The organism is Pseudomonas moorei, assembly GCF_042846945.1.
GTDB classification, from domain to species: domain Bacteria; phylum Pseudomonadota; class Gammaproteobacteria; order Pseudomonadales; family Pseudomonadaceae; genus Aquipseudomonas; species Aquipseudomonas moorei.
On record NZ_AP035776.1, the window covers coordinates 4,922,150 to 4,936,752 of the forward strand.

A 14,603-nucleotide genomic window follows, 5' to 3' on the forward strand; every position below is an offset into this window, starting at 1 on the left:
CGATGAACGCCCCCCTGCCGTCCCAACCGGGTATCCGCATCACGCTCGCCGAGCTGATCGAGATGCGCCATCGCGTACGTGAAGTGCAATTGTTCTCCACGCCGAGCCAGCGCAGCCCGCTGATCGGCCTGCACCACTCCAAGCTGCGCGGACGTGGCGTGGACTTCGATCAGGTGCGGGTCTACCAGGCCGGTGACGACGTGCGCACCATCGACTGGCGCGTCACGGCACGGACTCAAGAGCCGCACACCAAACTGTTCCACGAAGAACGCGAGCGGCCGATCTTCATCATGGTCGAGCAAAGCCGCCGGCTGTTTTTCGGCTCCGGGCTGATGTTCAAGTCGGTGCTCGCCGCCCAGGCCGCGAGCCTGATCGGCTGGGCCGCGCTGGGTCATAACGATCGGGTCGGCGGACTGGTGTTCGGCGACAACGAGCATTACGAAATCAAACCCCGGCGCAGCAAGCAGAGCCTGCTGCAATTGCTCAACCGACTGGTGCGGGTCAACCAGTCCCTGAACACCGAAAGCGAGCCGGCCCGTGATGCCTTCGGCATTGCCTTGCGTCGTGCCCGTGAAGTGTTGCGCCCGGGCAGCCTGGCGATCGTGATCTGCGACGAACGGGCCCTGTCCGAGAGCGCCGAACAGCAGTTGAGTTTGTTGTCGCGCCATTGCGATCTGTTGCTGCTGCCACTGTCCGACCCGTTGGATCACGCCCTGCCCGCCGCCGGGCTGTTGCGCTTTGCCGAACGTGGCGCGCAGCTGGAACTCGACACGCTGAATTTCGACCTGCGCCAGACCTACCGCGCCCAGGCCGAAGCGCGCATTGCCCGTTGGGAATTGCTCGCACAAAAACTGCGCGTGTTGTTGATGCCCTTGAGCACCCAAAGCGAGATGGTCGAACAATTGCGCGAATACCTGAACCCGCAGAAACCGGGGAAAGGCCGATGAACAGTCTCGATCAACTGCAACCGCTGATTACCCCACCCGCCATCGGGTTCTGGCCACCGGCGCCGGGCTGGTGGTTGTTGCTGTTGTTGCTGCCTTTGATCGGTTTCGGCCTGTGGAAGCTGCGACGCTTCTTGCCGGGCAAACGCCCGGTCGTGCGCGCCGAGCAACCACTGGACCCGGTGCGCCTCGCCGCACTGGCAGAACTGGCGTTGATGCCCAAGCCCTACGATGGCGCGCCCGCAGGCGCCTGGCTGCAACAGCTCAACGGCCTGCTCAAGCGCCTGTGCCGCAACCACTATCCCTACAGCCAGAGCCACACCCTCAACGGACGCAAATGGCTGGCCTTTCTGGACAACCGCTGCCCGGCAGCCGGCCTGACCCGCTGGATGGTGCTGGTCGAAGGCGCCTACAAGCCCGAATGCAAACTCGACGACAAGGCTATTGCCGGCCTGACCCAAGCCGTCGAAATCTGGATTCGCAAACATGTTTGAGTTCGCCTGGCCGTGGATCTTCGTCATGCTGCCCCTGCCGTGGCTGATGCGCGTACTGTTGCCGGTGGCCGACAGCGGCGAGCCGGCGCTCAAGGTCAGCTTCCTCAGTGACCTTGAAGGCCTGGCCCGGCGTCGCGCTCGCGCCAACCTGCCGGCCTGGCGCCAACAGGCACCGTTCATACTGCTGTGGCTGATGTTGCTGACCGCCGCCGCGCGTCCGCAATGGCTGGGCGAACCCCTGCCGATTGCGGCCAGCGGCCGCGATCTGCTGGTGGCGGTGGATGTGTCCGGTTCCATGGACTTCCCCGACATGCAATGGCAGGACGACGATGTCAGCCGCCTTGCGCTGGTCCAGCATCTGCTCGGTGATTTCCTGGAAAGCCGCGAAGGTGATCGGGTCGGCCTGATCCTGTTCGGCAGCCAGGCGTACCTGCAAGCGCCCCTGACGTTCGACCGCCACACGGTGCGTGTCTGGCTCGACGAAGCGCGTATCGGCATCGCCGGCAAGAACACCGCCATCGGCGACGCCATTGGCCTGGCCATCAAGCGCTTGCGCCAGCGTCCGGCACAAAGCCGCGTATTGATTCTGGTGACGGACGGCGCCAACAACGCCGGCCAGATCGACCCGCTCACTGCAGCGCGCCTGGCGGCCAAGGAAGGGGTGAAAATCTACCCGATCGGCATCGGCGCCGACCCGGAGCAAAGTGGCACCCCGGGGTTCCTCGGGATCAACCCGAGCCTGGATCTGGACGAACCGTCCCTCAAAGCCATCGCCGAAACCACGGGCGGCCAGTACTTCCGGGCTCGTGACGGCAAGGAACTGCAAGCGATCAAGGAGACTCTCGACCGACTGGAGCCCCTGGCCCAGCAACCAACCCAGGCCCGCCCGGCTCAGACGTTGTATCAGTGGCCTTTGGCGCTGGCACTGTTGTTGAGCATGCTGTTGGTGGCCCGCGAACTCTGGCCGGATAACCCCTTGCACCGCCTGTTTACCAAGGATCTGTTTTTGCAAACGCAATTGCCTGACTGGCGCGAGCGGCTCAAGCGCCTGCGTCTGCGGAGGCGTCGATGAGCGCACTCTGGCCCTACTGGTTCCGCCCCTGGTGGCTGCTGTTGCTGCCATTGCTTGGCTGGTTGCTCTGGCAACTCTGGCATCGGCAGAAACGTGCCGGGCGCTGGCAGATGATTCTGCCGCCCGCCTTCCACTCGGCATTGCTCAGTGGTGGCAACGGACGCGACAGCAAACTGCCGTGGATCGCCCTTGGCGTGGCCTGGCTGCTGACCGTGTTCGCACTGTTGGGCCCGAGCTGGGAACGTGTCGAGCAACTGAGCCAGAAACCCGCCGACCCATTGGTGGTGCTCCTGGAGTTGACCCCGGAGATGCTCGCCGCCGACGTTCAGCCCAACCGCCTGGAGCAGGCCCGGCGCAAGCTCTTCGACCTGCTGCAAAATCGCAGTGATGCGCAGACGGCCATCGTCGTATACGCCGGCAGTGCGCACACCCTCGTCCCCCTGTCGGATGATTTGGCCACCAGCCACAATCTGCTCGATGCCCTCAAGCCGTCGCTGATGCCCGAAGCCGGCCATCGCGCCGACCTCGCGGTGGCCAAGGCCCTGACCTTGCTGCAACAGGCCGCCCTCGGCGATGGCCGGATCCTGTTGATTGGTTCATCTCTCACGGAGCAGGAACGCCTGGGGATTCGCCGCGCGCTGAGCGGCAAATCAACGCAGTTTCTGATGCTCGGCATCGGCACCGCCGAAGGTGCGCCGATCACTCAGGAAGATGGCAGTTTCCTCAAAGATGAACAGGGCGCGATTCTGGTGCCTCGTCTGGACGACGCTGGCCTCAAAGACTTCGCCAGTGACCTGGATGGACATTACCGCCAGGCGCGCCTGGACGATACCGACCTGCGCGCCCTCGGCCTGCTCGACGGCCCGCGTAACCTGCGCAACGACGGCCAGACCCTGCGCCTGGACACCTGGGCCGATCAGGGTTACTGGCTGCTGCTGCCCTTGTTGTTGCTGGCGGCCTGCGCCGGCCGTCGCGGCTGGCTGTTCTGCCTGCCGCTGTTGCTGGCATTGCCACAGTCGAGCTATGCCTTCGACTTTCAGGACCTGTGGCTGCGCCCCGACCAACAGGGTCAACACCTGCTCAAGCAGAAACGCCCGGCAGAAGCGGCACAACATTTCGAAGATCGCCAATGGCAAGGCGTGGCCCTTTACGAGGCCGGTGATTACACCGGCGCCGCCCAGCGGTTCGCCGAAGGCAATGACGCCCACGCCCACTACAATCGTGGCAATGCCCTGGCCAAAAATGGCGAACTGGAAGCCGCACTGGATGCTTATGATCAGGCACTTGAACGCCAGCCGGACTTGCGCCCGGCCCTGACCAACAAGGCACTGGTGGAAGCCCTGATCAAGCAGCAGCAGACCCCGCCTGCCGCCGAGCCGGACAAGGCCTCCACTGAAGAGCCGCAGACGCCGCCCCAGGAATCACCGTCCGGCGCCACCTCGACGCAACCGTCGGGCACGGGCGAACCGAAGGCCGAAGGCGAGGACACCCAATCTGCCACCGAACAACCACCAGCCCGCCCGACCCGCCCCGGCAACAATGAAGTACCGGGCAGCGAACTGGGGGATGAACAGCACACCACACCGCCCATGCGCCCGGCCAACGACAGCATCGAAGGCGAACAACAGCAGGCGCTGGAGCAGTGGCTGAGGCAGATCCCGGATGACCCCGGCGAATTGCTCAGACGCAAATTCTGGTACGAACAGCAACAACATCAGGATCAGGGAAAAACTCGATGACCCGCTTCACCGCCTACATGCTCGCCTCGATGCCGGCCTTGCTGATCTGCACCGCTCAGGCCCAGGCATCCGAGCTGGTCGCCAGCGTCGATCGCACCCGCCTGAGCTCCGGAGAGACAATCGAACTGACCCTGGAGTCCTCCGACGTCACGCAGTTCGGCAAGCCGGACCTGACGCCGCTGGAGCCACTTTTCGAGGTGCGTGGCACACGTCAGGTCAACCAGTTGAACACCCTCAGCGGCGACAACCGCGCCACCACACGCTGGATCGTCACCCTGCTGCCCAAAGAAAATGGCAGCGTAGTGATTCCGCCGTTGAAGCTGGGTGACGTCGAGAGCCAGCCGATCACCGTGCAAGTGGTGGAAAGCCAAACCCAGGACAACCCGAACAAACAGGCCCCGGTCTTCATCGACGCCAGCCTCGACCAGAACAGCGTGTACGTGCAGGCTCAGGCGGTCCTGACCTTGCGCATCTACCATTCGGTTTCGCTGTACGACGACAGCAGCCTGCCGCCGCTGCAGATTCCCGATGCACGCATCGAGCAGCTCGGCGAGTCGCGCACCTACGAGAAAGACATCAACGGCGTTCGCCATGGCGTAATCGAAATGCGTTACGCGATCTACCCGCAGCACAGTGGCGAATTGATCATCCCGGCGCAAACCTTCAATGCCGCCCTGGTGGATGCACAGCCCGCCCCGGACGCCACATCGCAGTCGCCGAAATCCGGCAAGCTGATGCGCGTCAGCTCCAGCGAACTGCTGCTGACGGTCAAGGCCAAACCCATCACCTACCCCGCCGACCTGCCATGGCTGCCGGCACGCAGCCTGACCCTGAGTGAGCACTGGAACCCGGAACCGGAGCATGTCCAGGTCGGTGACTCGCTGACCCGCAGCCTGATCGTCAAGGCCGAAGGCCTCGGCAGCGCACAGCTACCACCATTGCCGGGCACCGAAGCCAGTGGTCTGCGTCGTTATCCGGACCAACCGGTGCTGGGCAACCAGAACAACGACCGCGGCCTGGTCGGCAGTCGTGAAGACCGTGAGGCGCTGGTGCCGGTCCGTAGCGGACCGATCGAGCTGCCGTCGGTCGAAGTGGTCTGGTGGAACACCTTTGAAGACCATCTGGAACACACCAGCCTGCCGGCCCGAACCCTGCAGGTCGCGGCCAATCCGAGCCTCGTGGTCGACACGCCGGCCGGCAACTCACCGGCCAACACCACTGTCGACAACGAAACCCTGCGGCGCTGGAAACTCAGCACCCTGATCCTCGCTTGCACGACGCTGCTGGGCTTTGGCCTGTGGTGGCGCGCGCGCTGGCAACCGGCAATCGCGCGAGCCGCACAGACCGGCCCGAGCCCGCGCACCGTGCTCGACGACCTCAAGCGCGCCTGCCAGGCCAACGATCCCCACGCCACGCGCCAGGCCCTCGACGCCTGGGCCCGACAGCAACCGGAAACCCTGGCCGACATGGCCGCCCGCTTCGTGCCACTGTCCGACGCCCTCGACGGCTTGAACGGCGCGCTATACAGCGAAACCGGCCAACACTGGCAAGGCGAAGAGCTGTGGCGGGCGATCCGCACCATCCCGATTGCCGAGCGGGTCCAGGACCCGGTGGGTGACAGTGGTTTGCCGCCGCTTTATCCCAAATAAACACCCGTCTTTATGGCAGGAAGCTTTTGTGGCGACGGCGCTCGCTCCCGCTCGGTTGCGAAGCAATCGCAAAGCCTTGACCCCTTATCATTGGGTATTCGAATTTGGGGCCGCTTCGCAGCCTGACGGGAGCAAGCTCCCTCGCCACAGGTTCGCGGTGCGATCGTGTTTTTTTGCCAGTAAACTCTCTCCCCTTTCGCCGCGTCATGTGTCCCTGCGGCCATCACCTTTTATCTAGCGGAGTTGCCCTTGCGTCTGTTCCACACCTCCGACTGGCACCTCGGGCAGAACCTGCACGGCCAGGATCGCGATTTCGAGCACGGTTGTTTTCTCGACTGGTTGCTGCGTCAGCTCAAGCTGGATCAGCCCGATGTGCTGCTGATCGCCGGCGACATCTTCGACACGGTCAACCCGCCGGTCAAAGCCCAGGAACGCCTCTACGACTTCATCGTCAGCGCCCACGAGCAGCAGCCGTCGCTGACCATCGTGATGATTGCCGGCAACCATGATTCCGGATCGCGGATCGAACTGCCCGCGCCTTTGATGCGCCGCTTGCGCACCCATGCCCTGGGTCGCGTGTTGTGGCTCGATGACGGGCAACTGGACGCCGAACGCCTGTTGCTGCCTCTGCCGGACGCTAGCGGTGAAATCGCCGGCTGGTGCCTGGCGCTGCCGTTCCTGCGCCCGGCGGAAGTGACCGGCGCGCATCTGGGCGACAACTACCTGCGCGGCATTGGCCAGGTTCATGAATGGCTGATCGAAGCGGCCAACGCCAAACGCCAGCCGGGCCAGGCACTGATCGCCATCAGCCATGCGCACATGGCCGGTGGTTCGGTGTCGGAAGACTCGGAGCGCAGCCTGATCATCGGCAACGCCGAAGCCCTGCCCGCCAGCCTGTTCGGGCCGAGCATCAGCTACGTGGCCCTCGGACATTTGCACAAGCCGCAAAAGGTCAACGGCGAGGAGCGCATTCGCTACAGCGGCTCGCCGATTCCGTTGTCGTTCTCCGAGATCGGCTACCAGCACCAGATTCTCGACATCACCCTCGACGGCGAAACCCTGGTCAGCGTTGAACCCAGACTCATTCCCCGTGCGGTGAACCTGCAGCGTCTCGGCCCGGCGCCGCTGGCGGAGATCCTGTTGCAGTTGGCGGACTTGCCGAACATCGACCTGCTCGCCGACCTGCAGCGTCAACCCTGGCTTGAAGTCCGGGTGCGCCTCGACGAACCGCAACCCGACTTGCGCCATCAAGTGGAAAGCGCCCTGCAAGGCAAGGCTGTGCGACTGGTGCGCATCGCCGCCGAATACGCCGGAAATGGCAGTCGTGACGGCGCCGAGGACGGTGCGGCGCTGATCGAACTGGACCAGCTCACCCCGCAGGAACTGTTCAGCCGGGCCTGGCAGGACAATTACGGCAGCGAAGTCGACGAGCAAACCCTCAAGGACTTTGCCGAGTTGCTGCAAGACGTGCAGATGGAGGGCGAACAGCCATGAAGATCCTCGCGATCCGCCTGAAAAACCTCGCCTCCCTGGCCGGGCCCTTTGAAATCGACTTCACCGCCGAACCTCTGGCCAGTGCCGGCCTGTTCGCCATCACCGGACCGACCGGCGCCGGCAAAAGCACCTTGCTCGATGCCCTGTGCCTGGCGTTGTTTGGTGCCGTGCCGCGGCTGAACAACACCGGCCGCGACGCCAAGGTGCCAGACGCCGATGGCGAAATCGGCACCGGTGACCCGCGTACGCTGCTGCGTCGCGGCACCGGTGAGGGCTATGCCGAAGTGGATTTCGTCGGTGTCGACGGCCGCCGCTATCGCGCACGCTGGGAAGCCAACCGCGCCCGGGAAAAGGCCGGTGGCAAGCTGCAGGCCAGTCGCCAGAGCCTGCGTGACATCGATCAGGATCAACTGCTGGCCAGCCAGAAAGGCGAATACAAGACCCAACTCGAAGCCGCCCTGGGCCTGAACTTCGAACAGTTCACCCGTGCCGTGCTGCTGGCCCAAAGCGAGTTCAGCGCCTTCCTCAAGGCTGACGACAACGACCGCAGCGAACTGCTGGAAAAACTCACCGACACGGCGCTCTACACCCGTCTCGGCCGTCGGGCCTTCGACAAGACCAAAGAGGCCCGCGAGGCGCACAAGCTGCTGCAGGACCAGGCCAGCGGTGTCACCCCGCTGTCGCCCGAAGCCCGTGCGGAGCTGGATGAACGCTTCAACGAAGCGCAGCAACAGCTGAAGTTGCAGCAGGCGCAACTCAAGCAGCTGGAGCAGCAACACAGCTGGCTCAAGGATTTGCGCCAGTTGCAGGACGCGCAACAAGCGGCCGCCGAGCAACTGCACAGTTCGCAACAACAGTGGGAAGGTCTGGCCGGCGAACGCCTCAAGCTCACGCGCCTTGAACAACTCGCCCCGCAACGTCACCAGTTCGCGCGCAAGACGGAACTCGATGCGCAACTGACGCCACTGGCTGCACAGATTGCTACACACACCCGCCAACATGGCGAACTCAGCGAACGCCAGACGCAACTGGAGCAAACCCTCGATTCGGCGAAAAACGCCCTGAGCGAAGCGCAGCAGCGGCACAGCGAAAGCGCCCCGCTGCTGCGTCAGGCTTTCGAGGAGCAAAGCACCCTCGCCCGCCTCGCCAAGGACACCGCCCTCAGCGCCGACGCCCGACAGTCCGCCGAGCAGGCCTGCACGCAAGGCCAGAGCGGCATTGAAACCTTGCAGAAAAAACAGGCCCAGGTCGCTGAACGCCTGCAAAAAATGGCCACCGAGCTGGAACAGAGCACCCATCTGGCGCCGTTGAGCGATGCGTGGAATGCCTACCGCGATCGCCTGCAACAACTGATGCTGATTGGCAATCGCCTGAACAAGGGCCAGGCCGAACTGGCCAGCCTCGAACAGAGCGCGGCGCAAAGCGCCGAAGCACTGAACACGCAAAAACAGCAACTGGAAGTGCTGTTCAAAGAGGCCGGCGCCGAGCCGGATGCGGTTGCCGAGCAGATCGGTATCCTTGGCAACCTGTTGCAGGACAATCACAAACAACTGCGCGCCATTGAAGACATGACGCGGCTCTGGACCAGTCAGCAGGAGCTGGAAAAACGCGGCGCCGAGCTGCACCAGCGACTGCTCGATGCGCAACAGGAGCGCGAGCGCCTGACCCAGGACGGGGTCAAAACCAAAGCCGAACTCAGCGTCGCCGAACAAACCCTCAACGTCACCCGTGAACTGCTCGAACGCCAGCGTCTGGCCCGCAGCGCCAGTGTCGAAGAGTTGCGCGCGCAGTTGCAGGACGACCAGCCCTGCCCGGTCTGCGGCAGCAACGAGCACCCGTATCATCAGCCTGAAGCACTGCTGCAAAGCCTGGGTCGCCACGATGAAAATGAGCAGGCCTCGGCCCAGCAGGCGGTGGATCAGCTCAAGGAAAAACTCACCGAGCTGCGCGCCGAAGTCGGTGGAGTGATCGCCCGGCAGAAAGAGCTGCTGCAACAGCAAGAACAATTGACCGCCCAACTCCAGGCACTGACGCCGAGCCTGGAGGCGCATCCGCTGGGCACTTCGTTGTTCGGTCAGGACGCCGACAAGCGCGACGCCTGGCTGACCCGGCAAAACGATCAGTTGAACCAGAGCATCACCCAGGACGAACAACGCCAAAGCGCCCTGCTCACCCTGCAACAGGATGCCGCGCGCCTGACCCAGCAACTGCGCAATACCGAGACCGCGCATCAGCAAGCAGCGCAGCACCTGAGCAATCAACAACGCGAACTGAGCAGCGACCGTCAGCGCCTCGACGAGGAACTCACCGCGTTCGCCAGCCTGCTGCCGGCCCAAACCCTCGAGGCCTTGCGCGTCGAGCCGGCGGCAACCTTCATGCAGCTGGATCGGCAGATCGCCGAGCGCCTGGCGCAAGTCGATCAGCAAAAGGAAGAACTGGCCGAACAGCAGCAATGTCAGCAGACGCTGGAGAAGGAACAGGATCGCCAGCTCAGCCGCATACAGCAGCTGCAAAGCGCCGAGCAGCAGTTCAGTGCTCTGGCCGAACAGCAACAGGCCTGTCAGGCGAAACTCGCGCAACTGCTGGGCGAACACAGCAGCGCCGAGCACTGGCAGCAGCAACTGGAACAGGCCGTGGAGCAGGCGCGCAACGCCGAAACCGCCACGGCTTCGGAACTGCAGAACGTGCGCACGCAATACGTGCGGATTGGCGCGGAACTCAAGGCACAACAGGAGCGTTTGCAAGCGCTGCAAAGCGAAGACAACGAGCTGACACAGAAGATTGCCGACTGGCGCGCGCGTCATCCCGAACTGGATGACGGCGGTCTCGAAGACCTTCTGCGGGTCGATGACACGCAAGTTAGCGAGCTACGCCAGCGCTTGCAGAACAGCGAAAAGGCCATCGAACAGGCCAAGGTGCTGCTGCAGGAACGTGACCAGCGCCTGGCCGATCATCAGGCCCAGCACAATGGCAACCTCGACGCCGAGCAACTCGCCAGCGCCCTCACCGACCTGCAAAACCAGTTCGGCCTCAGCGAACAACGCTGCGCTGAATTGCGTGCCGAGCAGGCTGAGGACCAGCGCCGGCAAAACGCCAATCAGGCCCTGGCGCAACAGATTGCCGACGCCTACGCCGAATTCCAGCGCTGGGCGCGTTTGAATGCGTTGATCGGTTCGGCCACTGGCGACACCTTCCGCAAGATCGCCCAGGCCTACAACCTCGACTTGCTGGTCCATCACGCCAACGTGCAACTGCGCCAACTGGTGCGTCGCTATCGCCTCAAGCGCGGTGGCAGCATGCTGGGGTTGCTGGTGATGGACACCGAGATGGGCGACGAACTGCGTTCGGTGCATTCGTTGTCCGGTGGCGAGACCTTCCTGGTATCGCTGGCGCTGGCGCTGGGCCTGGCATCGATGGCGTCGAGCACGCTGAAAATCGAATCGCTGTTCATTGACGAAGGCTTCGGCAGCCTTGACCCGGAATCCCTGCAACTGGCCATGGACGCTCTCGACGGCCTGCAGGCTCAGGGCCGCAAGGTCGCGGTCATTTCCCACGTGCAGGAAATGCATGAACGGATTCCGGTACAGATTCAGGTCCGTCGCCAAGGCAACGGCCTCAGCACCCTGGAGGTGAAATGACCACGCTCTATTCCTTCCGCCGCTGCCCATACGCCATGCGGGCGCGCATGGCCCTGCGCTACTCCGGGGTTGAGGTCAGCATTGTCGAAGTCAGCCTGAAGGCCAAACCCGCCGAAATGCTCGCGCTGTCGAGCAAAGGTACGGTGCCGGTGCTGGACGTGGACGGCCAGGTCATCGATGAAAGCCTGGAAATCATGCGCTGGGCGTTGGCGCAGAACGATCCCCAGGACTGGTTGCTCAAGGATGATCCGCAGGGACAGCTGACCATTGCCGCGCTGATCGAGGAAAACGACCAGGCGTTCAAGGTGCAGCTCAATCGCTACAAATACGCCGAACGCTACCCCGAGCATGCGATGGAGTTTTACCGCGCCGAGGGCGAGGTGTTCTTGCTCAAGCTCGACGAGATGCTCGAGGGTCATGCCTGCTTGCTGGCCGATCATCCCAGCCTCGCCGACGTGGCGTTGATGCCGTTCGTTCGGCAATTCGCCCATGTCGATCGCGAATGGTTCGCGCAGACGCCTTATCGGCGGTTGCAGGCCTGGTTGCAGCGGTTTATCGAGTCGCCATTGTTCACGTCGATCATGGCGAAATAAGCGCGACCCTCTGCAGGAGCGAGCCTGCTCGCGAAAAACCTGAGAGCGCCGCGCGGTGTCAGGTTCTCAGCGTCATCGTTCACGACCATCGCGAGCAGGCTCGCTCCCACAGGGATCATGGTGATTCAGTGATTCAGTGATTCAGTGATTCAGTGATTCAGTGATTCAGTGATTCAGTGATTCAGTGATTCAGGCCAGCACTTCACACATCCCAATCATCGAGCAGTCCACTTCGAACGGCCCGAAAAAGCCGCTTTCAGGTTCGACCGGCGGATTACCGGCCAGCATCCCCATGGCCTTGGCGGTCTCGATGTTACGCGCGATGTTGTGGTTGGCCTCGATGGCTCGTGCCACCCCGCCTATCGAACCTTGCCCGATCCCCAGCAAGGAAAATCCATTGGTGATGAATGCCAGAAAGGCAATGACCAAAAACTTGCATCTGTTCATGCTCCGCCGACTCCCGCGAGATCAGCCTGATCGACCATCGCCTGTTGGGCGCGGTGTTCAAACTGGATGCCGGGACGCGCGACTTGAATCGGCGCTTCGAAGGATTGTTGCGACTGCGGCGAAAGACTGACCGCCAGCACCATGACCAGGTAAAGACCGATAGCCACATAGGCGCCATGTTTGGCAGAAGTGATGATTGCGCGGGCCATGATGTTCTCCGTGGGCATGTTTCAATGTCCACAGGATCGATCAAAAAAGCGCGGATAACCAACGAGTCCGGTCTATAGCAACTATCAGCTTCGTTGATCATTGAAGCAGACTATTTCAGTCTTCAATAAAACTCATCAGGCGTTCACGGGCAGCGTCAGGCTCGCCGGGAATGGGCTGTGCAGCCGATAAAATAGGGGTGGAATAGAGAAACAGCAGCACCACAGCCAGACGCATCGCCATCTTGTCGATCCTTTTCTTGAGATGGAGTCAAAAAATCAGCGTCAAATTTAAACGTGCGGCGGGGTGATATCAAGAAGAAGATTAGTGGCTATTTGATGCTGTCGTAAATGCGTTATGCAGGAGCGACATCACTTCTATGCCTTTCGATCCGTGGACGGTCGATTGGCAAGTGACTTCGCTCCTGCATAAAGGGGGCAGGAAGTAGCTTTCAGTGTTGGGCTTTGTGATCCAGCGCGGCGTAGAAGTTGGCGCTCTGCTGCAGGTATTTCTGGGTGTAGCTCTGGTTGTGGGATTTTTTCTCGCTGATTTCAACGTTGGCACTGGCTGGCAGGGCAACGGAAGCAGAGATGGCGGAAGCGGCGATTACGGAGAAGAGATTGAAGTTCATGGCGGTATTCCTCGAAGTCAGTTGGCTTGCTTGCCCGGTGGGGCCGTGAAGCAAACTTAACCTTCGAGGGGCGCCGTCTTGAAATGCTTTGCAGCATTACCAGATATCAGCCTCATTGATAGAACAGCGCAGGCCCCTTAGACCGGGGCCTGCGGCCTATTGTCGCAGCAAAAACTTGAGATCGCTCGGGGCGTCCATCGGCAACTTTTGCACGGTTTTGCCCAGCAAACCGGTCTTGGCATCGCGCTCGACGACGACAATCTGGTTGCTCTTCTGATTGGCGATCAGCACAAATTTGCCACTCGGATCGAGGCTGAACTCACGCGGGTGGTCGCCTTCCACCGAACGACGTTGCAGCTCCTTGAGGTGGCCGGTTGCAGGGTAGATGGCGAACACCAGCAACTGATTGGCGGTGCCACGGTTGCTGACGTAAAGGAATTTGCCGTCTGCCGAGGCATGTAACGCGGCGGCAGCCTTGTCCGAGACCGGCTGGCCGGCCGCCAGGTCGACCATCTGCGTCTGCACCAGCGACCCGTCCCGATAATCGAACACCGCCACTTGAGCACTCATCTCCATGGTCAGCCAGGCGTGTTTGCCATCGGCGCTGAACAGCAAATGCCGTGGCCCGCTGCCGGCAGGCAACTGGACGAACGCCGGCTTGGCCGGGGTCAATGGCAGGTCCGGGTTGGCCTTGGGATCGAAACGGTAGGCATAAACCCTGTCCGCGCCCAGGTCATTGGAGAACACATAACGGCCATCCGGCGCCGAGACCGTCGAATGCACGTGCGCCGACATCTGCCGCTCGGGATTGACCCGACTGGCCGGATGGCTGCTCATCTGCACCACCGGCTTGAGCGCACCGTCGGCACTCACCGGTAACACCGCCAGGGTGCCACCGGGATCTTCGGCCACCGAGTAGTTGCTGACAAACAGATGGCTGGCGTCAGCGCTGAGGCTCGAATGCGTCGGTTCATTGCCCAGGCTCTGCACCTGATTGATCAGGCTCAGCTCATGGGTCTTGGGGTCGATTGCGTAGCTGCTCACTCGCCCTACCGGATCGGTCTGGCCGGGGCCGTTTTCATTGACCACGAACAGACGACGCTGATCCTTTGACAGGGTCAGCCAGGAGGGATTTTCGCTTTTGACCACTTGCAGGGGTTTGCCGTCGATCTGCCCGGTCGCGCTGTCGAAATGCAGCCGATAGAGGCCCTGGCTTTGTCCGGCGGTGTACGAACCCACCAGCAGTTGATAGTCCTCGGCAGAAGCGACTTGAACGCCCATCGCACCGATGCTGCCGGCCATGAACAATGGCCAGAAGTTACGCATCCTCATTTTCATCGTCTTCATCATCGTCATCGTTGTCACCGCCAATGACGTCACCGAGGCAAACCAGGCGATGTTCACCAGAATCACCCGTGATCAACCAGCTTTGCAAAGTGCTGTCGAAGCTAGCGGCCTGGATTTGCGCCGGCGTGAACTCCCAATGCCTGGCCGCTCGACCGTCCATGCATTCGATGTGCAGGTTGTCGTCCTCGTCGAGGGAAAATTCGAAGGCGTGCAGCCCGTCGATTTCCACCATACCGCAGTGTTCGAGGACGTTGAGCAAGGTGTCAGTGGCAGCAGTCATGGCATTCAATCTTTGGAAGGGAAAGACGCAATGATAGCTCATGGGTTTGCTGACTGTTCCACACAATC

General features: G+C 62.1%; 14 protein-coding genes and 1 pseudogene. 8 read left to right on the plus strand and 7 right to left on the minus strand.

The window, feature by feature from the left end; genetic code table 11:
• Window positions 1-2: 2 nt before the first annotated feature.
• From ACGJAX_RS23110 to ACGJAX_RS23145, 8 genes are all read left to right on the plus strand, one after another.
• A complete protein-coding gene (locus ACGJAX_RS23110; RefSeq protein WP_247255764.1) occupies window positions 3-947 on the plus strand; it encodes a DUF58 domain-containing protein in 945 nt (314 codons plus the stop codon).
• Complete coding sequence (locus ACGJAX_RS23115) at window positions 944-1,438, plus strand: DUF4381 domain-containing protein (protein ID WP_090320932.1); 495 nt, start codon at window positions 944-946, stop codon at window positions 1,436-1,438. The genes ACGJAX_RS23110 and ACGJAX_RS23115 overlap by 4 nt, the downstream gene beginning before the upstream one ends.
• Window positions 1,431-2,510: a VWA domain-containing protein gene (locus ACGJAX_RS23120; protein ID WP_390956301.1), complete on the plus strand. Its 1,080-nt coding sequence runs from the start codon at window positions 1,431-1,433 to the stop codon at window positions 2,508-2,510. Before ACGJAX_RS23115 ends, ACGJAX_RS23120 begins: the two co-directional genes overlap by 8 nt.
• Complete coding sequence (locus ACGJAX_RS23125) at window positions 2,507-4,249, plus strand: tetratricopeptide repeat protein (RefSeq protein ID WP_390956302.1); 1,743 nt, start codon at window positions 2,507-2,509, stop codon at window positions 4,247-4,249. The genes ACGJAX_RS23120 and ACGJAX_RS23125 overlap by 4 nt, the downstream gene beginning before the upstream one ends.
• Window positions 4,246-5,898, plus strand: a complete 1,653-nt coding sequence (locus ACGJAX_RS23130; RefSeq protein WP_390956304.1) for a BatD family protein — start codon at window positions 4,246-4,248, stop codon at window positions 5,896-5,898. The genes ACGJAX_RS23125 and ACGJAX_RS23130 overlap by 4 nt, the downstream gene beginning before the upstream one ends.
• A 249-nt stretch (window positions 5,899-6,147) precedes the next feature.
• Window positions 6,148-7,392: an exonuclease SbcCD subunit D C-terminal domain-containing protein gene (locus tag ACGJAX_RS23135; protein WP_390956305.1), complete on the plus strand. Its 1,245-nt coding sequence runs from the start codon at window positions 6,148-6,150 to the stop codon at window positions 7,390-7,392.
• The gene (locus tag ACGJAX_RS23140) at window positions 7,389-11,030 is read left to right on the plus strand and encodes an AAA family ATPase (RefSeq protein ID WP_390956306.1); all 3,642 of its coding nucleotides are present in this window, start codon (window positions 7,389-7,391) and stop codon (window positions 11,028-11,030) included. Before ACGJAX_RS23135 ends, ACGJAX_RS23140 begins: the two co-directional genes overlap by 4 nt.
• On the plus strand, window positions 11,027-11,623 hold the full coding sequence (locus ACGJAX_RS23145) for a glutathione S-transferase N-terminal domain-containing protein (protein WP_390956307.1): 597 nt from the start codon (window positions 11,027-11,029) through the stop codon (window positions 11,621-11,623). Before ACGJAX_RS23140 ends, ACGJAX_RS23145 begins: the two co-directional genes overlap by 4 nt.
• Window positions 11,624-11,637: 14 nt before the next feature.
• Here ACGJAX_RS23145 and ACGJAX_RS23150 read toward each other — a convergent pair.
• From ACGJAX_RS23150 to ACGJAX_RS23180, 7 genes and pseudogenes are all read right to left on the minus strand, one after another.
• Window positions 11,638-11,742, minus strand: a pseudogene (locus tag ACGJAX_RS23150) (outer membrane lipoprotein carrier protein LolA); the annotation flags it as partial.
• A 70-nt stretch (window positions 11,743-11,812) separates the two neighbouring features.
• Window positions 11,813-12,070: a hypothetical protein gene (locus ACGJAX_RS23155; protein ID WP_248916718.1), complete on the minus strand. Its 258-nt coding sequence runs from the start codon at window positions 12,068-12,070 to the stop codon at window positions 11,813-11,815.
• Complete coding sequence (locus ACGJAX_RS23160) at window positions 12,067-12,279, minus strand: hypothetical protein (protein WP_390956308.1); 213 nt, start codon at window positions 12,277-12,279, stop codon at window positions 12,067-12,069. Before ACGJAX_RS23160 ends, ACGJAX_RS23155 begins: the two co-directional genes overlap by 4 nt.
• Window positions 12,280-12,394: 115 nt before the next feature.
• Window positions 12,395-12,520, minus strand: a complete 126-nt coding sequence (locus ACGJAX_RS23165; protein ID WP_281198154.1) for a hypothetical protein — start codon at window positions 12,518-12,520, stop codon at window positions 12,395-12,397.
• 208 nt (window positions 12,521-12,728) lie between these two features.
• Entirely contained in the window at window positions 12,729-12,908 is a 180-nt protein-coding gene (locus ACGJAX_RS23170) for a hypothetical protein (RefSeq protein WP_390956309.1), read from the minus strand.
• A gap of 156 nt (window positions 12,909-13,064) precedes the next feature.
• Window positions 13,065-14,234 (minus strand): beta-propeller fold lactonase family protein, encoded by a 1,170-nt coding sequence (locus ACGJAX_RS23175; RefSeq protein WP_390956311.1) that lies wholly within the window; start codon window positions 14,232-14,234, stop codon window positions 13,065-13,067.
• Window positions 14,227-14,577, minus strand: coding sequence for a DUF5629 family protein (locus tag ACGJAX_RS23180; RefSeq protein WP_248916720.1), 351 nt, complete (start codon window positions 14,575-14,577; stop codon window positions 14,227-14,229). The genes ACGJAX_RS23175 and ACGJAX_RS23180 overlap by 8 nt, the downstream gene beginning before the upstream one ends.
• Window positions 14,578-14,603 lie beyond the last annotated feature (26 nt).